The organism is Pseudovibrio sp. M1P-2-3, from assembly GCF_031501865.1.
GTDB classification, from domain to species: Bacteria; Pseudomonadota; Alphaproteobacteria; order Rhizobiales; family Stappiaceae; genus Pseudovibrio; species Pseudovibrio corallicola.
In genome coordinates this window covers 1345612-1367435 of sequence record NZ_JARRCW010000001.1, presented here as the reverse complement: position 1 = coordinate 1367435, position 21824 = coordinate 1345612, and the positions used below count along the sequence as shown (strand labels likewise).

General features: G+C 49.0%; 25 protein-coding genes. 10 read left to right on the top strand and 15 right to left on the bottom strand.

Going from position 1 to position 21824, the window contains the following annotated elements; all coding sequences use genetic code 11:
• Positions 1-142 precede the first annotated feature (142 nt).
• Entirely contained in the window at positions 143-310 is a 168-nt protein-coding gene (gene rpmG / locus P6574_RS06210) for a 50S ribosomal protein L33 (protein ID WP_310619507.1), read from the top strand.
• A 516-nt stretch (positions 311-826) separates the two neighbouring features.
• Here the strand turns inward: rpmG and P6574_RS06205 are convergent.
• Together P6574_RS06205 and P6574_RS06200 are read right to left on the bottom strand one after the other, a co-directional pair.
• Positions 827-2203, bottom strand: coding sequence for a PleD family two-component system response regulator (locus P6574_RS06205; RefSeq protein ID WP_310619506.1), 1377 nt, complete (start codon positions 2201-2203; stop codon positions 827-829).
• 24 nt (positions 2204-2227) lie between these two features.
• Positions 2228-2602, bottom strand: a complete 375-nt coding sequence (locus P6574_RS06200; protein ID WP_310619505.1) for a response regulator — start codon at positions 2600-2602, stop codon at positions 2228-2230.
• A 146-nt stretch (positions 2603-2748) separates the two neighbouring features.
• Between P6574_RS06200 and P6574_RS06195 the strand changes: the two genes are divergently transcribed.
• From P6574_RS06195 to P6574_RS06180, 4 genes are all read left to right on the top strand, one after another.
• Complete coding sequence (locus P6574_RS06195) at positions 2749-3048, top strand: DUF3572 domain-containing protein (RefSeq protein ID WP_310619504.1); 300 nt, start codon at positions 2749-2751, stop codon at positions 3046-3048.
• The gene (locus P6574_RS06190) at positions 3041-3709 is read left to right on the top strand and encodes a hypothetical protein (protein WP_310619503.1); all 669 of its coding nucleotides are present in this window, start codon (positions 3041-3043) and stop codon (positions 3707-3709) included. The genes P6574_RS06195 and P6574_RS06190 overlap by 8 nt, the downstream gene beginning before the upstream one ends.
• Before the next feature lie 29 nt (positions 3710-3738).
• Positions 3739-5058: a DNA polymerase IV gene (locus P6574_RS06185; protein WP_310619502.1), complete on the top strand. Its 1320-nt coding sequence runs from the start codon at positions 3739-3741 to the stop codon at positions 5056-5058.
• A gap of 180 nt (positions 5059-5238) precedes the next feature.
• Positions 5239-5784 (top strand): AAA family ATPase, encoded by a 546-nt coding sequence (locus tag P6574_RS06180; RefSeq protein WP_310619501.1) that lies wholly within the window; start codon positions 5239-5241, stop codon positions 5782-5784.
• Between the two features lie 5 nt (positions 5785-5789).
• On the opposite strand, the gene P6574_RS06175 is transcribed toward P6574_RS06180, so the two are convergent.
• Positions 5790-6638: a cell envelope integrity EipB family protein gene (locus tag P6574_RS06175; RefSeq protein WP_310619500.1), complete on the bottom strand. Its 849-nt coding sequence runs from the start codon at positions 6636-6638 to the stop codon at positions 5790-5792.
• A 259-nt stretch (positions 6639-6897) separates the two neighbouring features.
• Between P6574_RS06175 and P6574_RS06170 the strand changes: the two genes are divergently transcribed.
• From P6574_RS06170 to P6574_RS06155, 4 genes are all read left to right on the top strand, one after another.
• The gene (locus P6574_RS06170) at positions 6898-7362 is read left to right on the top strand and encodes a RidA family protein (RefSeq protein ID WP_310619499.1); all 465 of its coding nucleotides are present in this window, start codon (positions 6898-6900) and stop codon (positions 7360-7362) included.
• A 98-nt stretch (positions 7363-7460) separates the two neighbouring features.
• Positions 7461-8249, top strand: coding sequence for a glycerophosphodiester phosphodiesterase family protein (locus tag P6574_RS06165; RefSeq protein ID WP_310619498.1), 789 nt, complete (start codon positions 7461-7463; stop codon positions 8247-8249).
• A 97-nt stretch (positions 8250-8346) separates the two neighbouring features.
• The gene (locus tag P6574_RS06160) at positions 8347-9588 is read left to right on the top strand and encodes a GNAT family N-acetyltransferase (RefSeq protein ID WP_310619497.1); all 1242 of its coding nucleotides are present in this window, start codon (positions 8347-8349) and stop codon (positions 9586-9588) included.
• Between the two features lie 261 nt (positions 9589-9849).
• On the top strand, positions 9850-10281 hold the full coding sequence (locus tag P6574_RS06155; RefSeq protein ID WP_310619496.1) for an HIT family protein: 432 nt from the start codon (positions 9850-9852) through the stop codon (positions 10279-10281).
• A gap of 58 nt (positions 10282-10339) precedes the next feature.
• Here P6574_RS06155 and P6574_RS06150 read toward each other — a convergent pair whose 3' ends face one another.
• The 10 genes from P6574_RS06150 to P6574_RS06105 all read right to left on the bottom strand — a co-directional run bounded on the left by P6574_RS06150 (position 10340) and on the right by P6574_RS06105 (position 18143).
• Positions 10340-10690 carry an AzlD domain-containing protein gene (locus P6574_RS06150; protein WP_310619495.1) on the bottom strand — a complete coding sequence of 117 codons (351 nt, stop codon included), beginning with the start codon at positions 10688-10690 and terminating at the stop codon, positions 10340-10342.
• Positions 10687-11379 (bottom strand): AzlC family ABC transporter permease, encoded by a 693-nt coding sequence (locus tag P6574_RS06145; RefSeq protein WP_310619494.1) that lies wholly within the window; start codon positions 11377-11379, stop codon positions 10687-10689. Before P6574_RS06145 ends, P6574_RS06150 begins: the two co-directional genes overlap by 4 nt.
• 500 nt (positions 11380-11879) lie before the next feature.
• On the bottom strand, positions 11880-12191 hold the full coding sequence (locus tag P6574_RS06140; RefSeq protein WP_310619493.1) for a DUF1905 domain-containing protein: 312 nt from the start codon (positions 12189-12191) through the stop codon (positions 11880-11882).
• Positions 12184-12870 (bottom strand): helix-turn-helix transcriptional regulator, encoded by a 687-nt coding sequence (locus P6574_RS06135; protein ID WP_310619492.1) that lies wholly within the window; start codon positions 12868-12870, stop codon positions 12184-12186. The genes P6574_RS06140 and P6574_RS06135 overlap by 8 nt, the downstream gene beginning before the upstream one ends.
• Positions 12871-13173, bottom strand: coding sequence for a hypothetical protein (locus P6574_RS06130; protein WP_310619491.1), 303 nt, complete (start codon positions 13171-13173; stop codon positions 12871-12873).
• A gap of 144 nt (positions 13174-13317) precedes the next feature.
• The gene (locus tag P6574_RS06125; RefSeq protein WP_310619490.1) at positions 13318-14004 is read right to left on the bottom strand and encodes an HAD-IA family hydrolase; all 687 of its coding nucleotides are present in this window, start codon (positions 14002-14004) and stop codon (positions 13318-13320) included.
• Positions 13970-14323, bottom strand: a complete 354-nt coding sequence (locus tag P6574_RS06120) for a GFA family protein (protein ID WP_310619489.1) — start codon at positions 14321-14323, stop codon at positions 13970-13972. Before P6574_RS06120 ends, P6574_RS06125 begins: the two co-directional genes overlap by 35 nt.
• A gap of 167 nt (positions 14324-14490) precedes the next feature.
• Positions 14491-16914 carry an ATP-dependent Clp protease ATP-binding subunit ClpA gene (clpA, locus tag P6574_RS06115; protein ID WP_310619488.1) on the bottom strand — a complete coding sequence of 808 codons (2424 nt, stop codon included), beginning with the start codon at positions 16912-16914 and terminating at the stop codon, positions 14491-14493.
• A 12-nt stretch (positions 16915-16926) separates the two neighbouring features.
• Positions 16927-17256, bottom strand: coding sequence for an ATP-dependent Clp protease adapter ClpS (gene clpS, locus P6574_RS06110; RefSeq protein WP_310619487.1), 330 nt, complete (start codon positions 17254-17256; stop codon positions 16927-16929).
• Between the two features lie 554 nt (positions 17257-17810).
• Positions 17811-18143: a phasin family protein gene (locus P6574_RS06105; protein ID WP_310622109.1), complete on the bottom strand. Its 333-nt coding sequence runs from the start codon at positions 18141-18143 to the stop codon at positions 17811-17813.
• Between the two features lie 409 nt (positions 18144-18552).
• Here P6574_RS06105 and P6574_RS06100 point away from each other — a divergent pair, with 409 nt between their 5' ends.
• Positions 18553-20229 carry a serine hydrolase gene (locus P6574_RS06100; RefSeq protein ID WP_405048074.1) on the top strand — a complete coding sequence of 559 codons (1677 nt, stop codon included), beginning with the start codon at positions 18553-18555 and terminating at the stop codon, positions 20227-20229.
• 18 nt (positions 20230-20247) lie between these two features.
• Here the strand turns inward: P6574_RS06100 and P6574_RS06095 are convergent, their stop codons facing one another.
• A complete protein-coding gene (locus tag P6574_RS06095; protein ID WP_310619486.1) occupies positions 20248-20970 on the bottom strand; it encodes a DnaJ domain-containing protein in 723 nt (240 codons plus the stop codon).
• Positions 20971-20984: 14 nt separating this feature from the next.
• The gene (locus tag P6574_RS06090; RefSeq protein ID WP_310619485.1) at positions 20985-21716 is read right to left on the bottom strand and encodes a vWA domain-containing protein; all 732 of its coding nucleotides are present in this window, start codon (positions 21714-21716) and stop codon (positions 20985-20987) included.
• Positions 21717-21824: the final 108 nt, after the last annotated feature.

The window sequence follows — 21824 nt, the reverse complement described above, 5'->3', positions numbered from 1 at the left end:
CTGTGATCAGTAGTGTGCCGCTAAATTTCCGAGGTATCGCTTGAACGGGTACTTGAGAAGACGAGGGTCTTCTGGCAAGAAGCCTTCAAGTTTGATGAAGCAACCGGCCATGTAAGGCCGACAACTGACAGGACCCTGAGCCATGGCCAAGGCGACCACTATTAAAATCAAACTGCAGTCCACTGCAGACACTGGTTTCTTTTACGTAACAAAAAAGAACTCCCGTACAATGACCGAAAAAATGGTCAAGCGTAAGTACGACCCAGTTGTTAAAAAACACGTTGATTTCAAAGAAACAAAAATCAAATAAGTTTCTTTTCAAAATTTTTGAAAGAAGGCGCTTTAGGCGCCTTTTTTATTGGGTAAAGCGATATTCGAAATTCGCTACAGGCTTGCAGCCCGTCTGGAAGATTACTGAGAACCCATGGGAATTGATTTTTGGAAAGTGGTGGTCGGTGAGAAGCGGATGATTCGAGGAGGCCACTCTGAACCCATTTCCTCACCGACCAACCCCACGGACCCAGGAGATGCGGCGGACCTGAGCTCTCCGTAGGGCATTTAAACTGACTGCAGTAACTTGGCTTTCAAGAGCAGTTGCCCGTTAAAAATCAATATGATTATTTTATGAGCCAAGTTTGCAATTAAATTCATCAACGATGTTGTCTAGCAACATTGCAACAATTACGACTTTAGTAAAGCTGTAAGGTGAATGCGCTCCTGAAATACAACTGGATTTACAATATATTCACAGGTAATTCGCATATTTTTGTCTCTTTTTTTAATTTTATTATTAATTTCCACCCAGTAAAACTTCTCCCTTAGTAAATTACTGATCAACTTTAACTGTAATAACGCGATTGCGCCCCTGTCGTTTGGCTTCATAAAGCGCTTCATCCGCTCGCTTCAAGAGTATATCCCCTCTTTCATCGACAGTAGATAAAACGGTCAACCCTATGCTGGTGGTGATATTCATAGATTGTCCGCTGCCACTATCAAAAAAAGGTTTATCAGCAATAGATTCCCTTAACCTTTCCGCAACGTCCTGCGTCATTTGAAGGTCAGATTCTGGCGTTACAACAACAAACTCCTCACCGCCCAAACGACAAACCAGATCCAGCCCCCTCACACCAGACTTCAGCCTGCGGGCAAACTCAACCAGAACCTGATCCCCCGCATCATGGCCATACGTATCGTTAACCTGCTTGAAGTGATCAATATCGAGCATCATCAGCGCCAGCGGGTGAGCCTCATTAATAGCGTGAGCAATATAGCTTTTAATTCTGTGCTCGAAAAACCGGCGATTATAAAGGCCGGTGAGTGCATCAGTAATTGCCATTTCAATGGTTTGCTGCATAGCAAACAACAACCGGTCAGCCGTCCGTTTACTTTTGATCTGGGCTCGGGAGCGGAGTTTTAATTCAGCAGTATCAATCGGTGTTTGCACAAAATCATTCACCCCTAACTCCATTGCTTTCAAAAGCCGCTTGCGCTCCATGCCTGCCGAAATAAGGATGATGGGTATGTGGCGGGTTCTTTCTTGAGACCTTAGGTGTGCCACCAACCGGAAAGGATCATAATCACTAAGACCGCTATTAATAATAATCAGCTCTGGAAGTCTTTCAATAATTGTGAAAAGAGCACGCGCAGCATTCTTCTCGCAAATGACGATGGAATCTTCCTCCAGCATTTTACTAAGTACCTGTGAGCGGTGCGGATCATCGTCCACATAAAGAATGGTGCTGTTTATTCCATCAGGTTCAGTGCCTTCCAGATCCTCAAGCATGGTCAGCTCGCTATCATTACGGGCCCGCATGCGAAGCTCATCCATGCCCCGCTTCAACCGGATGAGATTTTTCACCCTTGTGACCAACTCGACATCATCAACAGGCTTGGTAAGAAAATCATCTGCACCTGCTTCCAGCCCTTTGATCCTATCGGTCCGGCTTTTCAAAGCAGTAATGAGAACAACAGGTATGTGACGCGTGTGCTTATCAGCCTTTATGCGTTTGCAAATATCGAAACCGCTGATATTAGGCATCATCACATCCAAGAGGATGACATCGAACGGTTTCTTCTCTATTGCCGATAAAGCGGAGTATCCATTGGAGGCGGCTTCGACCTCAAAATATTCGGCAGACAGACGCGCAGACAGCAGTTTGACATTTGCCTCGATATCATCGACGACCAGTATACGCCCTGTCATGCGATCTCCATCGCAAGAGGATTGTTAGGCAGGCTCCTCGAGAAAAGAACGTACCGTTTGCAGAAACTTTCCGACAGAGATAGGCTTGGAAATATAGGCTTCGCAGCCTCCTTGACGAATACGCTCCTCATCTCCCTTCATTGCAAATGCTGTGACCGCAATAATGGGGATATTTTTTAAAGCCTCGTCCTCTTTTATCCATTTGGTGACTTCAAGACCGGAGACTTCCGGTAGCTGGATGTCCATCAGAATCAGGTCAGGAGTATGGCTGCGGGCAAGATCAAGCGCTTCAATGCCGTTTCGTGACTTCAAAGTAGCATAACCATGCGCTTCTAACAGATCATTAAAGAGCTTCATGTTGAGTTCATTATCTTCAACAATCAGCACGGTCTTTTGCATTTCCAGTTAATTCCCGCTGTAAAACATTGACCTTCCCCCAAAGAGTGGGAAAGGATCCCTTTTGCAAAAAGTAGCCTTAGTCATTATCTTGCATTAATTTGCAAAGACTAAGTTAATCAAGATTCGTTTCCGAAAGGCAAATGCCAATGTTTGAGGGGAAACCAGCCTCCATCACCCACGAAAGTGCGGAAGAACTTGCAGTGAACGCACTTAGCTTCCTTGCCCAAGACATTGAAGCATTGGGGCGCTTCCTTTCTCTGGCCGGAATTGGTCCTCAAGATCTTCGCAGCTACGCACAAGAGCCGGAGTTTCTAGCCGGAGTTCTGGAATTTTTTATGGCAGACGAGCAACTTCTTTTGACCTTTACACAAATGCAGGGGATTCGCCCCACAATGATTGCCGCTGCCCGTTTCGAGTTGGATAAGGCCAAGCATCCCCATGACTAAATTCCTGCAGCCCAGCGCATACGCCCTTCAGCAAATCAAACAGGTGCCTTTTGAAGATCGCCCCTTGTTGATTTGTGATGTGGATGAAGTCCTTCTTCAGTTCATTCCGCAAATCGAAGCCTTCGCAAATGAGCAAGACATTGGCTTCAAGGAACATGTTTATGCATTTGAAGGGAATTTGATCGAACTGTCCACCGGCGCGGATGTCTCGCGTGATCGTATTCGCCGCTTGATTGACGACTTCTTTAAAGCGCATGTAGAATCTCAGGAACCGGTTACCCATGCGGTGGAGCAACTTGAAAGGCTCTCCCAGAACTATCAGATAGTAATTCTCACTAATCTACCGGGCCTTGAGAACCACCCCAAGCGGACACGGCTACTGCAATCCTACGGGATCAATTATCCGATGGTATTCAATCACGGCCCCAAAGGCCCAGCTGTCGCCGCGCTTTGTGCAAACAGGTCACACCAAACCACTGTATTCGTGGATGATAGTCCTTTGAATATGACATCAGTAAACAAGCATGCGCCCCATGTGCACCTAATTCACTTCATTGCTGACTCCAGATTTTTCGAAGGGAGTATCACACTTTCTCAAACAACTTTGAAAAGCAATTGTTGGCTTGAGGCCGGTGATTTTATTCATGGGCTTTTGCGCTAGATTTCAGGCAGCACCGGGAGGGACATTTTGTGCAAGCTGGTCCCATTTTGGATTTTTCAGATCCACAAAACCATAGGCTCTTATGCCGCGACTGTTCGCACAGAGAAAACACCAGTCATTCACGCTGTCCCAAGTGTGGCAGTCCGCGCCTGCTCCAGCATGAAGAACTGGATGAGTTGCATATTGCTCATATCGACTGCGATGCATTTTATGCCTCTGTCGAAAAACGAGACGACCCTTCACTACAGGACAAGCCGGTAATAATTGGCGGGGGAAAGCGCGGTGTGGTCGCAACCTGCTGTTATATTGCCCGCATGTACGGCGTGCACTCTGCAATGCCCATGTTCAAGGCGTTGGAAGCATGTCCGCAAGCGGTCGTCATCACACCTCGAATGTCGCTTTACGCCTCCATTGGCAAAGACATTAGAAAACGCATGCAGGCGCTTACGCCTTTGGTGGAACCACTTTCTATTGATGAGGCCTTCCTAGATCTTGGCGGGACAGAGCGTCTTCACATGGCAACGCCCGCCGAGGTTCTTGTGAAGTTTGTCAGGGACGTTGAGCGGGAAATTGGCATCAGCGTCTCCGTTGGGCTGGCCGCCAATAAGTTTTTGGCAAAAATCGCCTCCGATCTGGACAAGCCACGTGGTTTTTCCGTGATCGGTGCCGGGGAAGCCAAGAGCTTTCTTGCAAGCCAGTCCACAAAAATCATCTGGGGCGTGGGGGCTGTCATGCAAAAGAAACTGGCGGCAGACGGAATTAAGACTGTAGGTGAACTGCAAAAACGGGATCCTCTGGATCTGGCAAAAAAATATGGCGCCATGGGTCTTCGTCTTTCCAAGCTATGTCAGGGCGAAGATGAGCGTTCGGTCGTCTTGCCACAACGTGCCAAAAGTATCAGTAATGAAATTACTTTTAATCAGGACCTGTCCTCCTATGAGGAGCTCCGAAAAGTCCTGTGGCAGCTGAGTGACAAAGTCTCTCACCGCGCTAAGTCCGCTAACCTTGCGGGGCGCTCAGTAACGTTAAAACTAAAAAACGAAAATTTTAAAAGCATCACACGCTCCAAGCATCTGGAAAGCCCAACCCAGCTCGCCGATAGAATATTTAAAGTGGGGAACCGCCTTTTGGAAAACGTTCTGGATGGTAAACAACGGTTTCGCCTTATCGGCATCGGAATTGGGGACCTGTGTAGTGATGAGCTTGCCGACCCCGTCGATCTGGTGGATGAGAAGGCCTTCAGGCAGGCGAAGGCTGAACGGGCGATGGATTCCTTGCGTGAAAAGTTCGGAGATTCTTCTGTACTGCGCGGCATTGGGCTTTCCGCAAAAGATCAAAAGTACAAATAATCCCACTGCTCAACCACTGTGAAATTACAATATTCTCAAAGCGCTCCAAGAAGAGATAAGGAACAGCGGTCAAACGGCTTGAACTATGCCTATGCTCTTTTAAAAGCTGTTTGAGAGTCGCGGGTTGAGCCCCTCCCAGAACTCCCCAATAATTGTCCATAATATAGAAAGGATGGCAGTATGTGTGACCATATGGTTGTCGTCACCAGAGGTCCCGGTTCGGGAAAAACCAGCTTGATTAAAACTTTAGGGCAACGGGGCATTTATAGCATGCCGGAAGCGGGGCGCTCGATCATACGTGATCAGATAAAAATCAACGGACATGCTCTACCGTGGAGCAACCCTTCCTTATTTGCGGAACTTATGCTTGGTTGGGAATTGCGTTCCTATCACCAAGCCCTGACCATGACAGGGTTCGTTGTAATGGACCGCGGCATTCCCGACACAATCGGTTTTCTAAGGATCTGCGGCTTACCTGTTCCCGATCATATCTGGCAAGCAGCAAGACTATTCCCATATAACAAACGCGTATTCCTAGCTCCCAGCTGGGAGGTTATTTACACTCAAGATGACGAACGTAAACAAACTTGGAAAGAAGCTGTAGACACAAAAAAGGCTATGGAGAAAACCTACAGGCAACTAGGCTACGAGATAATTGAGCTTCCTTTGAGCGGGCTGGAAGAGAGGGCTGACTTTGTTGTCGCGCAGCTGGAAAACCAAGCCTGACCGGCTCAACTGCAAGGTACTTCCGGTAGATGCTCAAAATGGACAAGGCGTCCAAAAATCTCAAAAGCCCCATAATTGAGCACCAAATCATGGGATGCGCCATTTTCGTGAAGGACAAACTCGAGTTGATAATCTGGCGTCTGCTCACTCTCGTGATTGGCATTTTCCTGCTTGAAGTAGGAAACCGTAACCGGCCACGCCGTTGTTGACCCAATTCCCGATATAGCCTGCTCCGAAGAGCCATAGTCCCTTGGAATAATATCAAAGCTTTTACCAATCAAAGCGGTTGTATCAAAAACGGTATCCCCGCTCTCGCTGCCATCAAACACACTGGCAAGCAGGAAGCTTTCTCCCCGCCGCGCCGCATGGATGATTTGAGAAAGATGTTCGGTCGGAAATAAAGTTTCCCCGTCAATTTGTAGTGTTTCCTGACGGGGCTGCTCCAGATTCACATTGATAGCCCCTTGCCGTTCTGCGGCAGCTCCTTCTATCTCCTCTGCAAGCTCATCATTGATATAAGTGCGGTTTGCAAAGCGGAAGACTTCTCCATTGGCCCCCTCAAAGGTAGTGGATTGCAAATCCGTCAGCTGAGCCTCCCCTCCATCGCCTTCAATTTGCAGCATAAAGCGAACAGATACCGAGTGGCCACGGCAGGTATTCCCCGTCAACTCGTAGACCATTCTTCCATTCACATCCAAAATACCAGAACTGTCGTCGGCTCCAATCAGCTGCATATCATAAACGGCTCTGTGGGAGGTCAACTCCACACTCTCCGCCGCAGGTGCTGAGGGAACCGCGATACAGGTACCTGCAATGAATATGAGGGAATGGGAAAGGTGAACGAGATTGGGCATCAAGACTCCAAGGACTTCTGGTTTTTTTATCTTCTTTTACAACCAGTATTACCGAACCAGACTGCCCAAATAGCAAACCAAGTGCAAACCCCTTTATGCCGGAAGGTATATACTGGTAAATTTTCCGAATATACATTGAGGGAATTTCCCTTGCTTCCCATAGGGCTTGCGTTTACCGGATTATTTTTGCAAAGGTCTGCTCTGTTTAAAAAGCTCCAGAGGCAGCGAAGAAAATCGAGAGTTAGAAGGATCAGAGTTGATGACGACCACAGTCGAAACACGTTTGAGCGAGATGGGTATTTCTTTGCCAGAGGCCGCAGCGCCCGCGGCCAATTATGTTCCTTTCGTTCGCACAGGAAACCAGTTGTTCATTTCCGGTCAACTCCCCATGCGTGATGGCAAGATTGCCTTCACCGGTAAAGTCGGTTCGGACTTGAGCGAAGAAGACGGGGCAGAAGCTGCCAAACTGTGTGCTATCGGCTTACTTGCCCAAGCAAAAGCCGCCGTGGGCGACCTTTCAAAAGTGGTCCGTCTTATCAAGATTGTCGGTTTTGTGAACTCTGAGGGCGATTTCGGAAGTCAACCAAAAGTGATCAACGGAGCCTCTGATTTTCTTGTAGAAGCAATGGGGGAAAGTGGCAGACACGCCCGCTCCGCAGTAAGTGCAGGAGCCCTGCCCTTTGGAGCCGCTGTTGAGATCGAAGCAATCTTCGAAGTTCAATAGTATATAATTTTGAAACACATGTTGTGCTAGCCTCTTGTCCATAATGATGAGGCACAACATGTGTCCTGCCATAGACCCTAAGACCTCAGGAAAGCAGAATGCGCGATCTCCCCTGGTTAACCAGCCGTCCAATTGCCCACCGTGGATTGCACAATAAAGAGGCTGGCTGTGTTGAGAATACGTCTCAAGCCGTCAAAGCAGCCATCTCCCGCAATTTCTCAATTGAAGTTGACCTGCAGCAGACAAACGATGAAGAAGCTATTGTTTTTCATGATGAGGCTTTGGAGCGCCTGACCGAGGGGGCTGGAGAAGTCGTGCAAACCAATCTGGCGGACCTACGCAAATTGAAGATGCGCGGATCTAGTGATCCCATGTGGACACTGGATGAGCTTCTTGAGATTGTGAATGGCTCAGTACCACTGGTTATTGAATTAAAATCGCTCTTCAGGGGTGACTATCAAGATGGCTATTTGACAAAAGTGGGAAAGACGCTTTCTCGCTATAAAGGGCCTATTGCAGTCAAGTCATTTGACCCGCATATGCTGCGTTTGTTTAAACACCAGCAGCCACAAATTTTCCGGGGAGCACTGGCTGGAAATCTGGATAGGGAACAAAAGAAGGAAATGAATAAAATACAGCAGTTCGCAGTGCCGCGCCTGCTGCATATGGTCAGGACGCAACCTGATTTCATTTCCTATAGACTTGAGGGGCTTCCTGTTCCTATCGCGCGGTATATGAGGCGCTGGCGCCAACTCCCCATCATCTCCTGGACGGTGAAATCACCACAGCAGCAACAGCTTGCCCTTCTTTACGCAGACCAAATCGTCTTTGAGGGGTTTGATCCGGACATAGCTGACACTACGGGTGCATCACTAAAACAGGCTTGATCCCTTTATTTCCCGAGGATTTTCAGTAATCTTGGTGCAAGGATCACCGGCTTTGACCCCCAGAGCCGGTGCCATTTGGTAATTTGTCAGGAATAAAATGCAAGGCGCCCAATCTCTTAGCCTTAGAACCGTAAGCTCGCTCAGCCAAATCTCCAAGACGCAATGGAACGCCCTTGCAAATCCCGGCTGGATTCTGGAGAACGCCGCGTGCCCCATATTCCAAGGGGGACAGGCTTCACAGGACACCGCGGAATTTAACCCCTTTGTCTCCTATGAGTTTCTCAGTGCGCTCGAAGATAGCCGCTGTACGGGAGAGGAAACTGGCTGGATTCCAAATCACCTGCTGCTTGAGGACGGCGATCAGTTACTAGCCGCCGTTCCCACATACCTGAAACTACACAGTCAGGGGGAGTATGTTTTCGACCACGCTTGGGCAGAGGCCATTTACAGCGCAGGGGGCTCCTACTATCCTAAAGTTCAGTGCAGTGTGCCCTTTACACCAGTAACCGGCCCAAGACTTCTGATCGGTCCGAACATCGAGCAACAAGAAGCCATCTCTCTTCTGCTTCGCGGGCTGACGGGCCTGTGCCAACACACCGGCTCTTCATCGGTGCATTTTACTTTCCTGCCTAAAGCGCAATGGCATGCGCTTGGGGATTTAGGCCTTCTGAAACGTACCGACCAACAGTTCCATTGGCAAAATGCGAAATACACATCCTTTGAGGATTTTTTGAAGGCTCTTTCGGCTCGCAAACGAAAGGCCATCAAAAAAGAAAGAAAAGAGGCGCTGAGCGCTGGAATTGAAGTGGAGTGGTTAACGGGCCCCGAGCTTACAGAGGCCCACTGGGATGCGTTCTATGGCTTTTATATAGACACTGGGCACAGGAAGTGGGGCACGCCATACTTAACCCGAGAGTTCTTCTCTCTACTCAGCGAACGTATGGCAGCCTCAACCCTGCTCATCATGGCAAAGCGCGAGGGACGTTATATTGCCGGTGCCTTGAACATGATCGGATCCAAAACACTTTACGGACGTAACTGGGGCTGCATCGAAGATCACCCCTGTTTACACTTTGAGATTTGTTATTATCAAGCCATAGAGTTCGCCCTTTCCAGAGGGCTGCAGCGCGTTGAAGCGGGCGCGCAAGGTGCGCATAAACTGGCGCGTGGATACCTGCCGTCCACCACCTATTCGGCCCACTGGATAGAACACCCCGGACTGCGGAGCGCGGTTGAGCACTATCTGGACGAAGAGCGCAATATGGTGGAGCGGGACAAGACAGTTCTTGAAGGGCACTCCCCTTTCAAGAACTGCGCTCCAGTTGACACTTCAAGTTAAATAAATCGCATAACTCATTGATATAACAAATCAACAAACACCAAGTTAAAGTAAACTTTCAAATATATTACAACATGAAGTACGCATATCAGACATCCATGTGAGCCAATTTTTCATTGGCAATATCCAACTGCAAACGGTGGACATTCTTGCAAAAACTACATAGGCCTCTTATCCAGAACCCTGAGATCGCTGTAGATTGTATAGCGTGATTCTGACAGGTACTACGAGTCCTGATTGGCGGAAAATTGAGGAGGGACCATGTCCACACCAGCCTACGACAGTAACAATATTTTTGCCAAAATCCTGCGGGAGGAAATGCCATCCCACAAGGTGTATGAAGATGACAAAACAGTAGTCATCATGGACATTATGCCTAGGGCAGATGGCCACTTGCTGGTTTTACCCAAAGCCCCTTCCCGTAACATTTTAGACATTGGTGAAGACGACCTTGCCGCTGTTATCAAGACCGCCAAAAAGATGGCACTTGCCTTGGTAAAGGCTTTTGATGCAGACGGAACAACGCTGACCCAGTTTAGCGAGCCGGCAGGCGGGCAAGTGGTGTTTCATACCCATGTGCATGTGATGCCACGCCACAAAGGCGTTGAGCTGCGCCCACACACAGGCAAGATGGCAGACAATGCAGTACTAGCAGAACATGCCGAGAAAATTCGTATTGCTCTGAAAGGCTGATAACCGCCTCTGTTTAGCCATGCTCCCCGAGTCTGGTGAGCATGGCCTTACTCTAAAATCAACCAAGGAAATACCAGCCCGCCAGAAGTGTCGTTTCAGCTGTAACGATCCCTACCAGCAAGCGCCCCCCTGATATATTGAAAGCAAGAAATCCGAGCGCCGCCGCGACTATACGCACCAGCATGGGCGCTTCCGAAAGTACCCCTGTTGGAAAGAGAATAAGACGGGCAATAATGCCTGCGATCAAGGCAGTTGCCACCGCACGCACCCATAGGAATACTTGAGATTCTTCGTGCAGACGCCCCGCAGCAAATACACCGAGCCAGCGCCACACATCCGTTGCCAGCCATCCGGCCACAACAATGATAAGGTAGGGCCACCACCATAGCTGGGACGTCTCCGCTATCATTTGGTTTCCCTTTTGCTGCGCCAGTAAAATATCCCGTAGGCTGCAGTTCCCCCAATTAATCCCGTAAGAAGCAGCCCCAAGGTCTCTGAGTAAAGGTGAAACGCAGGGCCAAGCACCAAGCCCATAAGCATGGCAAGCTTATCCGATCCCAACCGTGAAGCACTCCACATGGACATGAGGAAGTAAATTGGCGTCAACAGCACCAGCCCGCCGGCCAGCATGAACGGTATTTGCGGGAAAGACCAATAGGCGACAATAGTCACCAAGAATACCGTCGAGGAAACAGTTACTGCAAAGCCCCCGAAAAACGCTGCGCGTCCATGACGGGGCATATCGGGCAAATGCGTCATGGCATAAACCCATGCGGTGACTGCAACAAAATGAGACAGAAGCAAAGCATGCCACGTTTTCGTTTTTCCCTTCTCCCGCATAATGGGCATCAAAGCCACAGTCATTGGGAGGAGGCGAACAGAGGCCAGCGCAACAGCAATGGCGGTGGTGAAAAGAGAGGCATTGCTTGCAAGCGACTCAGTCAGCACCACAATGCTTGGAAGCGCCCAAACCAAACCCGTCATCAATGCTGTTTGTGACAGAGAAAGATCATTCTCCCGCGCCAAACTGGCAAAACCGATAAATGCCATTGCAAGAATAAACGTCGGCAGCGAAAAGGCACCGCGCATCCCTTTCATCCAGTAATGACGAGAGGTTTTGTGGGGTATGTCAGTAGCGGATTGGCTTAGATATTTCATTGATAAGGTCAACAGTGCAAAGAAAGCGCAGCAAGCAGTATGCAAGCCAGACGACATGGCCGAAGTAGACTAATGCAATTTATTAGGTGGATATACCTAAAACTAAAAATCAATTAAGATTTCAGTGACCAACTTGGGATCCCCCATGATTTCCTTCGAAAAAGTTGAACCTGCATTTTCAATGGATTTCCTAGTAGCCTTCAAAAATGCGACCCAAATATTTTTTGGAGAAGAGGCAGATGAAAGGTAGCTCCCGAGCCTTCGTTGGCGTTTGTTAAATATGTCTGATGCCAAAGTTTTCTTGGCGTTGAATAAAAACGGTCAAATTGCAGGCTTTAAAGCCGGGGACACAGCTAAAGTCGATCAATATTATAGGTCACGACGATAAAGGAGGAACCAAACAAATAATGATGCAAAAAGAAATTTAGGCAAAAGCCCGTTTACACATTGAGTTGTAGGCTCATCTTGACGACGGCTTCATCCCCTTCGCCCAACTTCTCAGCTTTGCGAATTGACGCCTTCACAGGCAAGATATATGAGCCCGACCGTTTATCGGGAAAAATTGATGTCTGCCAACAGCTTTTGCCAATGGTCACCATGACGGGCACTGACCCCCAACCGTTGCTCAAAGAGCCCGTCATGAACTTGATTTGATCCGCATAATCCTGCGGCACAGATATAAAATGCCAAGCCGCTTGAGAGTTGCGCGTCAGCCAGATGGACGCTTTGAAGGAGAAGCTTTCATCAAGCATTTTTTTTCTCCTTCACGAGAGCCAGATAATCCTTGTAGGTCTTACCTTTTTCTAAGGAGAAAGTACGATCACTCATTTCAACTCCAGCTATTCTGTCGATACGGAACATTCGAAAATCACAACGCTTTTCACAGTAGGCGACCAGGGTCCAGATTTTGCCCCAGTAAACAAGAGCAAGCGGACGAACAGAGCGGGTGCTTTCCACGTCATTTGCATCGCGATAATTGAGCGTAACAATCTTCTTTCTCTCCTCCGCAAGTCGGAGAATTTCCAAGGTATCCCGCGCCTGATCTTGCGTCTGGAAATACACATGCATGCTGCTGGTATCAAAGGTAGAGCGTCCTTGATCGCGAATAATATCCCTGATCTTGACAGAGACCTCCTGCGCAGCCTCTGCCATTTGCCCATCTCCAGTTGCCTGCACCATGTCCATCCCTAAGCGAATGGCCTTCAGCTCCAAAGGAGTAAATTGCATTGGCCGAAGTTCTATGGGCTCTTGAATCAAATAGCCGACACCCCGCTCGCCGATTATCGGTATACCGGAGGCTATCAGCCCTTGAATATCGCGGTAAACAGTGCGCAGGGAAACGCCGAGCTCACCTGCAATGAACTCGGCTGTGCGCAGGCGTTGCCCCCGCAGCAATTGTAGAATTTCAAAAAGTCGGTCGACTTTCCGCATTTAACCCATCTTTTGAACCGTGAGATGTTGCAGACGGACCGTCTGCCCATCAATCATCTTCATCATTCCTTGCACCTGCTCAGCCTTTGGAAACACCTTGGACGCATGACTTGCCGCGTCCATATCCCGCCATTGCACGATGTCTGCCCAAAGCCCATCTTCACCTGCCGTCAGATACCGGCCTTCACACCCATCCAGTGATTTTATAAACTCCTCAGCCGCCAAAGCTTGCTGCAAAAACTCTTCCGGATTTGCACCGCTGTTCAGCTTGAACTCTACAACCTCGAGCACCTTATTGGTCATTGCTTTCTCCTTCGTTTGATATGCAATGAGCTTTGGGTATCATAGAGCTCCTGACACCTTTTGTCAGTTATGTGAAAGAGCGCGTTACTTATTAACAGTGCACAAGGGATCGTGTTTTATATTGCAACCCAATCCCAAAACTTCTCATCCCAGCTCAAACCTTTGAATGATTTCCGGCAAGTTTTGAAACCTATCAAATGTGGATTGCACAGCTCTTTCTGAATGGACACCACAAAACTGAAGAGCAGACATTTTTGCTGATTTTGCAGCTTCAATGCCCACTTCACTATCTTCTATAACCAAGCAGTCTTGCGGTTTTACCCCCATGGATTGAGCTACATGCAAAAACAGTCCCGGATCAGGCTTCCAGCTTCCGACTTCATATGAGCTAAAAACCCTCCCCTTAAAGAACTGGGAAAGACCAGTGTGGTTCAGTGCATTCTCAATTTTTACTCGGGGGCCGCTCGATGCAACACACATCGGCAATTCGATTTTCGACAGAGCCTCAGGTACGCCTTCAAATGAAACAAGCTCTGTTTGAAAGAGCGCCGCCACCCGTTTTCTGTATTGATCTTCAAAAGATCTAGGTAGCTTGCGACCAAGAATCAATTCGAGCTCACCTAGAATAACTGACAGTTTCAGGCCCTTGAAGCGTGAAACAAGCTCACAGACCGGTATATTAATCTCTGGAAGCAAGTCCAAAAACGCTTGATTACACAGGCCTTCGCTATCCACGAGTGTGCCATCCAGATCAAAAATTATGCAGCTAACCATGATGCCTTTGGAACCGACTGTCTTAATCCAGATAGCGCCATGTATCTGCGCCGTCAAAATGGCGAATCTTGTGACGGGAAACCTCATCCAGTTCGGTAAGTTTCATATTCACAGCCATCCTGTTTCCCTCTCCAAGCGGAGACCAGTGCGAGGTGCAACCACATGTCTTACAGCTATGAAACTCTAGAGTATGATCTCCCCATTGATAGGATAGCGTAGCATCCGGCTCTGATATTATCTTGATTTTATCCAACTCAGCATGGGCCCAAACTGTTCCCATTTTCCGACAGGCACTGCAGTTACACTCGGTCAACCACTCCGGTTCCATATCCAGTTCAAATTTTACCGCACCGCAGTGACAGCTCCCAGTAATCATCCTAATCCCCTTCCCCGTTTTAGTTTTTAAGCGCAATAAAATGCTGCAATGATGCTACTTCATCTAGAGATTATAAAACAACACCTTCGCATCGCAGAATTGCAAATAAAAAGACAAAAGGCCGGCACACGAAGTACCGGCCTCAACGTTTTGTTCCTGCTAGGGAATTAATCCCTCATGGGTTCTTCCTTGACGTCTTTTTCCGCCTTTTTCCCAATAGAGGGAACCGAACGGGTCTTAGGCTTGGTTGCGGTTTTCTTTGCAGGAGGCGTGTTTTCTGTAACAGGCTTATCCTCCACCGTTTCCAGAAGCAGTCCCTCCAGATCTTCGGAGACTGACACTTTAACAGTACCGCCCTTCTTCAACTTCCCGAACAGCACTTCGTCGGCCAGCGGTTTCTTGATATGCTCTTGAATGACACGGCCGAGAGGCCTTGCACCCATTTGGCGATCATATCCTTTTTCCGAGAGCCAGGCGACAGCCTCCTCCGTCAACTCAAACGTAACATTGCGCTCGGCCAGCTGTGCCTCAAGCTGAATGACAAATTTCTCGACAACCTTATGAATGACTTCCGTATCAAGATTAGAGAACGGAATGATGGCATCGAGCCGGTTTCTAAACTCTGGAGTAAACAGCCTGTTTATAGCCTCCAGATCATCGCCTTCTCTGGCAATCTGGCTAAAGCCCATAGGCGCTCGGGCCATATCGGAGGCTCCGGCATTGGTGGTCATAATCAAGATGACATTCCTGAAATCCACCTGCTTGCCATTGTGATCTGTGAGTTTGCCGTGATCCATAACCTGCAACAAAATGTTGAACAGATCAGGATGGGCTTTTTCAATCTCATCAAGCAGCAGCACACAGTGCGGGTGCTGGTCAACACCATCGGTAAGCAAACCGCCTTGATCAAATCCCACATACCCGGGAGGAGCGCCGATCAAGCGGGAAACCGTGTGACGTTCCATATACTCGGACATGTCAAAGCGGATCAGCTCCACACCAAGTGTGGATGCAAGCTGACGGGCAACTTCCGTTTTACCCACACCAGTTGGGCCGGAGAACAAGTAGGACCCGATAGGCTTATCCGGTTCACGCAAACCAGCGCGAGCCAGTTTGATGGCCGCAGACAAGGCTTCAATGGCACCATCTTGCCCATAAACAACCCGTCTCAAGCTGTTGGTCAGATTGGACAGGACTTCCGTATCATCCTTGGAAACCGTTTTAGGTGGTATCCGGGCCATCGTTGCGATGGTTGCCTCAATCTCCTTGACGCCAATGGTTTTACGCCGTTTTCCTTCAGGAACCAGCATCTGCGAAGCACCCGATTCATCGATAACATCAATGGCTTTATCGGGTAGTTTCCGGTCTGTGAGATAACGCGCCGACAACTCAACCGCAGAACGGATCGCGTCATGGGTATACTTAATCTTATGGAACTCTTCGAAATATGGCTTCAAGCCTTTTAGAATGCTGATCGCATCTGGAATGGATGGCTCATGCACATCCACTTTCTGGAACCGGCGCACAAGAGCGCGGTCTTTTTCGAAGAACTGGCGATATTCCTTATAGGTGGTTGAGCCAATGCAGCGGATTGTCCCAGAGGCCAGTGCAGGTTTCAGCAGGTTGGAAGCATCCATTGCCCCGCCTGATGTGGCTCCGGCACCGATTACCGTATGTATCTCGTCGATAAACATAACGGCACCGGGGTAGTCCTCAATTTCCTTGACGACCTGCTTCAAGCGCTCCTCAAAATCTCCGCGGTAACGGGTTCCCGCAAGTAACGAGCCCATATCCAGCGAAAAGATCGTCGCGTCTTTAAGAACCTCAGGAACATCACCCACTACGATCCGGCGGGCGAGGCCTTCAGCAATGGCCGTTTTACCAACCCCAGGGTCGCCAACATAAAGCGGGTTATTTTTAGCTCGGCGGCACAGAATCTGGATTGTTCTCGAGATCTCCTTGGTACGACCGATCAGAGGATCAATCTTTCCGGAAAATGCTTTTTCATTCAGATTAACGCAATAAGCTTCCAGTGCATCTGTTTTGCGCTTATTCCCTTCCGAAGACGTCCCTGCAAGCCCCTCAGGAATATCCATATCTGAATCTTCATCTTCCTCGACACCGCGCACCGGTTTTGAATCAGATGTACCTGGACGCTTAGCAATACCGTGGGAAATATAATTAACCGCGTCGTAGCGGGTCATATCCTGCTCTTGCAGGAAGTAAGCGGCATGGCTTTCCCGCTCGGCAAAAATTGCCACGAGAACATTGGCTCCGGTCACTTCTTCACGCCCGGAAGATTGAACATGAATTACAGCACGTTGGATGACCCTCTGGAAACCTGCAGTCGGTTTAGAATCGTCATCTCCATCCATCACCAAGCTTTCCAGCTCGGTATCAATATACTCTACAATATTTTTGCGCAGCTGGTCCAAATCTACATTGCAAGCACGCATGACTGCAGCAGAATCCTGATCATCAATAAGTGCAAGGAGCAGGTGCTCCAAAGTTGCATACTCTTGATGGCGCTCGTTGGCGAAAGCCAGAGCCTGATGGAGAGCTTTTTCTAAACTGCGGGAAAATGACGGCACAGGCGCCCCCTTCTACTTTTTCTCCATAACGCATTGCAATGGATGTTGATGTTTCCGGGCGAAATCCATAACTTGTGTGACTTTCGTCTCAGCCACTTCGTACGTAAAAACGCCGCATTCTCCGACGCCGTGATGGTGGACATGAAGCATAATCCGTGTTGCATCCTCTCGGCCCTTATGGAAAAACCGTTCAACAACATGAATGACAAACTCCATGGGAGTGTAGTCATCGTTGAGCAGCAGGACACGATATAGGCTGGGCCTTTTTATTTTGGGCCTGGTCCTGGTTATCGTTATCGTTCCGCCATCATCACCATCATCCGGTCCGATGCCGCTGCCCATAGTTTCTTTCTGCCCTTCCAAATATACGGAAGATGACTTTATAGTATTTAAACATAATCCCCCCGAATATAAAGGGGGAATTTGTACTGGGCGGAGCCGAAAGGGCGTTTGTATGTTTGAATATCCTGATGCCCTTAAAGAAGGAGTTACTGCGCCTCCTTCTTCCCTTTTCACGTCATCTAACGAGCGTTTTTGAGGATCTTCTACGACCTCTAGCCTCATGGTTTCCCCTTGTATACCATAGCCATTGAAATGCAGCTGCAACTCATGCCACTCATGTGCACACGACACCATTTACCTGCTTAGTGCGCTGTCTCAATTTACAAAATTTCTTTTATAATAGTTAGTCATTGCGGGACACGCAAACAACAACGCAACAATTGTTTTTTCTCCCGTCCAGCTTCTTGAACAACTTTTGGGTGAAAAATTGAAAGTGAAGCGGCGACAGCGCTACTGGCTGAAACTGTTTAGCGCACCTCAAAATTCGTGGTAAAAAAGAAAAGGCCCGCAGTAATTACTGCGGGCCTAAAATAAATTAAATTAACCCAAGAAAGTTAACTGCCGGATTTGGGCATGACACCTTCAAACGGCTTGTATACGTCCTTTGCAAGATCGGCATACATTTCGCTAAGCTTAGTCATTTCCCCAACGAGTTCTTCGTAGGAGCTTTTCGCAAACTCGCTTTGGGCTTCAAACGCCTTGTCGAGCGATTTGGCTGATACGACTTTCTCCATCGCCGAGCCACTTTGCTCAACGGACTTTTTGGAGTAGTCGGCGACTTCGGCACTGATCGCTTGCAGGCCTTTTGTCATGGCCCCGAAGCTCTGCATGGCGAGCTCCATGTTGTCTTTGCCGAGTTTCTGCATATTCTCTATTCCAATGATCATGTAGATACCCTCGTCCGTCAGCAGTCTTTTAACCGCGCTGTCAAACATCCCCCGCCTAATATAAATGGCGTTAGAATTAACGCTACGTACTTTGGTGCATTGCACAATGAAAGTCAACACAATTTCGCAATGCAATAATACCTAGGGTCTCTAGAGTGTTTCTTAAAGATCTGTTAAGTAGAAAAAATCTCGGAAATGATGTTTTGTATTTACACATTCGTAACTGCGTCTGCGTCATTGTGAGTTAAGAAGCTGCTGGGGAGCCTTCCTGTAATCGGAACGTAAGAGCATTGAGCCTAACCGCTCGTGTTTCAGCAGAAGCTGCCAGTTTTTTGGCGGGTGAAGTGATGCATAACAGTTGATGATGGGGCGAGTATTGATGGGTCTGCGTGTCTTTGGGCCATTGAAGATGTTTAAACAAGTTTCACAGGTAATTGCTGCATTTTTAATGCTCGCACTGGCAAGCTTGTTCATGATCGGGGCAGCTGAAGCGAATCCCAAGTATGCCGGTATTGTTGTTGATGCGAAGACCGGGAAGGTCCTCTATTCACAAAACGCGCATGCCAAACGGTTCCCCGCATCAACCACTAAGATCATGACCCTCTACGTTCTGTTTGAAGAGCTTGAGGCACGGCGTATGAGCCTTAGTACACGCATGCGGGTTTCAAAATACGCCTCGGGCCGTCCCCCGACAAAGCTTTATTTAAAAGCGGGCGGAACACTGCGTGTGAAAGATGCCATCTACGCCCTTGTAACCAAATCCGCCAATGATGCCTCTACGGTTATTGCCGAGCACATTTCGGGAAGTGAAGCGGCCTTTGCGCGCCGCATGACAGCGACTGCGCGCAGCATCGGGATGAAGAATACAACCTTCAAAAACCCGCATGGTCTGCCGAACCGCTCGCAAGTCACCACGGCCTACGATCTTGCTATGCTGGGCCGCGCCATTCAGGACCGCTTTCCAAAGTACTATAAATATTTCAATACCCGCTCTTATACCTACGGCAAAAAGCGCCTTGGCAACCACAACCGGTTGCTGGGAACCGTGCGCGGCGTTGATGGCATCAAAACCGGTTACACCCGTGCCTCCGGCTTTAATCTGGTCACCAACGTCAAGCGGGACAGACGCCATATTGTTGCAGTGGTTTTAGGCGGGCGCACCGGTAAAAGCCGTGACGCGCAAATGGTTAAACTGATCAGCAGGTACATGCCCAAAGCTTCAAGAGGACGCAGGACCGCCCCTCTCCTTGTGGCGCGCACCACCACACCTGATCGGAGCGCCTACACGAATGCATTGCCTGTGGGTAAACCGGGCTTCACACAAATTGCGATGGAAACACCGCCGCTTCTTGCCTATGCCAAGCCCGCGGAAGGCTCGCTTCCTCCTTCAAAGCCAGTCGATGCCATTGCAAGCTTGCTTGAAAACCGGAACTCCCTTGCGCCAGTTGTAACTGCTACAAATTTGCCAAGAAAAGATCAAAAACCGGTGCAGGACTTGAAGCAAACCACACCAATATTGCCTAAAACAACCGCAGAGGTTACTGCAACGCCCGCCAAGCGCGAGCCAAAGACAACTCCGGTAACTGAACCAATCCTTGTAAAGACGGTTGCAATCCAACCAATTCGTCCAGCGGCCCAGCCACTCCCTCCCCTTGAGGAAGCCAAGGAAATTGTGACTGCTTCCGTTGAGCAAGTCCCAGCACCTGTCAAAGCCGTGTCAGAACCGGCAGAGGCCACGCCTGCTCCTGTCAAAACTGCGTCAGCACCTGTTGAAGCCGTATCGGCGCCTGCAGTTAAAAAGGAAAAAGCCACCCAAGCAGAGGTAAAACCTGAACAGCAAGGATGGCAGGTTCAAATTTCCGCAAGCGATTCCAAGGAAAAGGCTCTTGCTCTTTTGCAGGAGGCTAAAGCTGCAACCGGAAATGCTTTGGAAGACTACATACTCTACACCCAGCCTGTAACAAGCAAAAACAACCAGACCTTATACCGCGCCCGGTTTTCCGGCTTTGAAACCAAAACTGCGGCTTGGAATGCCTGTTCCTCTTTGAAACAGGCCAAATATTCATGTTATGCCGTTTATCAGTAACTTGCGTATCGGTGATTGTTAATGTCTGTTGAGAAGCAAATCTTTAGCCTCGTTGAGCTTGGAGGCCAGGAAGGCGGATCCGCCACTGTCGGGGTGGACCCGCTTGATGAGGCGGCGATGGGCCGTGCGGATATCACCCGCGCTGGCCCCCGGAGAAAGCCCAAGAACTTTGTAGGCCTCCTGTTCGGTCAAGGTTCCCGTTCCCGCCGGTTGACTATGCCCCGCTGTTCCATCCGGCTTGAAGTTTACACGCCAGTTGGAGAGCCTGCTGTCGAGATATGTTTCGAGTAGGTCAAGGCTATCCGCCTCCAGTCGCAACGACGCCCATAATAGCTCAAGCTCCTCAACATCCAGAGAGCTTAGGGTGCGCCCTTGAAGCTCACCTCGTGTAACTTCCCCGTCCAGATCTCCGGTATCGTGATCCAAAACCATATCAAGGCTGGCGGTGCGCACAGACGAGGTTCCGCCTTTGCTCTTCACACTCCCTATTCCCGCAAAATTGGTAAATCTGCTCAAAAGTGACGACTTGCCAATGCCAAACAAAGACAGGGCAAAAGCCGCAATAGGCGCAGCAACCGCCCATCGTCCTGTAAAGGCCAGAACGACGCTCACAGCCAGCAGGCAGATCGCGAGCAAGACCTTGGCACGTTTGATAATGTCAGCTGGCTTGGCACCTGAAAATGTACCTGCAGCATAAAGGAGGATAAGAAGGAGCAGCAGACCTGCCACTAAATAGGCCATATTAACTCTAAGGGTTAGGAGCGAAAACTTTCAATTAATAAGTGCGCCCCTTTATGCCCTTTCAAACGAAGACCTTCAAGAGCTTCTCTTCCTCCTGCTGCATAAGCCCCCACAGCACTGAGAAGGTCTTTCAATTTGGAAGAGGAGGAGGCGTCGAGACGATGATAGACCCCGCCCGTAAGGCGAACCATCTCACGAAATGCTTCTTCGGCCACAGGATCACCCCCCTCTTGAAATATAAACAAAGGTACCCCTAGCATTCCAAGCTGCCCTGCCCTGTCACACAAAGTATCTACATTCTCCTCCATGGCATCGCCTATATAGACCAGCGCTTGAACCTTGTGCTTTCGAGTCTCTGACAAGCCGTGTGAGAAGACCTTGCCAATCTGGGTATGACCACCGCGACATTGCAGTCCCTGCATTAAACCGGAAAGACGCTGAGCACCCCCAACCCACTTCGATGCCCTGCACTCGCCAAACCCTCTGAAATAGACAAGCTGAACGCTCAATGTCCCCACCTGTGAAGCACTTTTGAACATTTCCGCTTGAAGCTGGCAGGCAGTATCCCAGGTCGGCTGGCGGCTCATGGTTGCATCCAGCGCAAAGATTAACCGGCCCATATCACCTACAGACACCGAAGTTGTCGCCTTGCGAGCCTGTTTCAAAAACGCAGACACTTCTTTTGCCGAAGAAACAGCTGGCTTGGAGGGAGAGGATACAGATGTGGGTATCTTCTTACGGTTCATCTTCCACCTCGCTATTCGCACTGTTTCACTCAAGATCCTAGCATAACATGTCGCACGATTATGTAAGGCAAACACTACCACCTATTTCCCAGTGATACTCACAGGACT

What these genes read in the sequence shown, in the direction of transcription:
- rpmG (WP_310619507.1), top strand. Translation starts at nt 143, where the DNA reads ATGGCCAAGGCGACCACTATTAAAATCAAACTGCAGTCCACTGCAGAC.
- P6574_RS06205 (WP_310619506.1), bottom strand. Translation starts at nt 2,203, where the DNA reads ATGACAGGGCGTATACTGGTCGTCGATGATATCGAGGCAAATGTCAAA.
- P6574_RS06200 (WP_310619505.1), bottom strand. Translation starts at nt 2,602, where the DNA reads ATGCAAAAGACCGTGCTGATTGTTGAAGATAATGAACTCAACATGAAG.
- P6574_RS06195 (WP_310619504.1), top strand. Translation starts at nt 2,749, where the DNA reads ATGTTTGAGGGGAAACCAGCCTCCATCACCCACGAAAGTGCGGAAGAA.
- P6574_RS06190 (WP_310619503.1), top strand. Translation starts at nt 3,041, where the DNA reads ATGACTAAATTCCTGCAGCCCAGCGCATACGCCCTTCAGCAAATCAAA.
- P6574_RS06180 (WP_310619501.1), top strand. Translation starts at nt 5,239, where the DNA reads ATGTGTGACCATATGGTTGTCGTCACCAGAGGTCCCGGTTCGGGAAAA.
- P6574_RS06175 (WP_310619500.1), bottom strand. Translation starts at nt 6,638, where the DNA reads ATGCCCAATCTCGTTCACCTTTCCCATTCCCTCATATTCATTGCAGGT.
- P6574_RS06170 (WP_310619499.1), top strand. Translation starts at nt 6,898, where the DNA reads ATGACGACCACAGTCGAAACACGTTTGAGCGAGATGGGTATTTCTTTG.
- P6574_RS06165 (WP_310619498.1), top strand. Translation starts at nt 7,461, where the DNA reads ATGCGCGATCTCCCCTGGTTAACCAGCCGTCCAATTGCCCACCGTGGA.
- P6574_RS06160 (WP_310619497.1), top strand. Translation starts at nt 8,347, where the DNA reads ATGCAAGGCGCCCAATCTCTTAGCCTTAGAACCGTAAGCTCGCTCAGC.
- P6574_RS06155 (WP_310619496.1), top strand. Translation starts at nt 9,850, where the DNA reads ATGTCCACACCAGCCTACGACAGTAACAATATTTTTGCCAAAATCCTG.
- P6574_RS06150 (WP_310619495.1), bottom strand. Translation starts at nt 10,690, where the DNA reads ATGATAGCGGAGACGTCCCAGCTATGGTGGTGGCCCTACCTTATCATT.
- P6574_RS06145 (WP_310619494.1), bottom strand. Translation starts at nt 11,379, where the DNA reads ATGAAAGGGATGCGCGGTGCCTTTTCGCTGCCGACGTTTATTCTTGCA.
- P6574_RS06140 (WP_310619493.1), bottom strand. Translation starts at nt 12,191, where the DNA reads ATGCTTGATGAAAGCTTCTCCTTCAAAGCGTCCATCTGGCTGACGCGC.
- P6574_RS06135 (WP_310619492.1), bottom strand. Translation starts at nt 12,870, where the DNA reads ATGCGGAAAGTCGACCGACTTTTTGAAATTCTACAATTGCTGCGGGGG.
- P6574_RS06130 (WP_310619491.1), bottom strand. Translation starts at nt 13,173, where the DNA reads ATGACCAATAAGGTGCTCGAGGTTGTAGAGTTCAAGCTGAACAGCGGT.
- P6574_RS06120 (WP_310619489.1), bottom strand. Translation starts at nt 14,323, where the DNA reads ATGATTACTGGGAGCTGTCACTGCGGTGCGGTAAAATTTGAACTGGAT.
- clpS (WP_310619487.1), bottom strand. Translation starts at nt 17,256, where the DNA reads ATGGGCAGCGGCATCGGACCGGATGATGGTGATGATGGCGGAACGATA.
- P6574_RS06105 (WP_310622109.1), bottom strand. Translation starts at nt 18,143, where the DNA reads ATGATCATTGGAATAGAGAATATGCAGAAACTCGGCAAAGACAACATG.
- P6574_RS06100 (WP_405048074.1), top strand. Translation starts at nt 18,553, where the DNA reads ATGTTTAAACAAGTTTCACAGGTAATTGCTGCATTTTTAATGCTCGCA.
- P6574_RS06095 (WP_310619486.1), bottom strand. Translation starts at nt 20,970, where the DNA reads ATGGCCTATTTAGTGGCAGGTCTGCTGCTCCTTCTTATCCTCCTTTAT.
- P6574_RS06090 (WP_310619485.1), bottom strand. Translation starts at nt 21,716, where the DNA reads ATGAACCGTAAGAAGATACCCACATCTGTATCCTCTCCCTCCAAGCCA.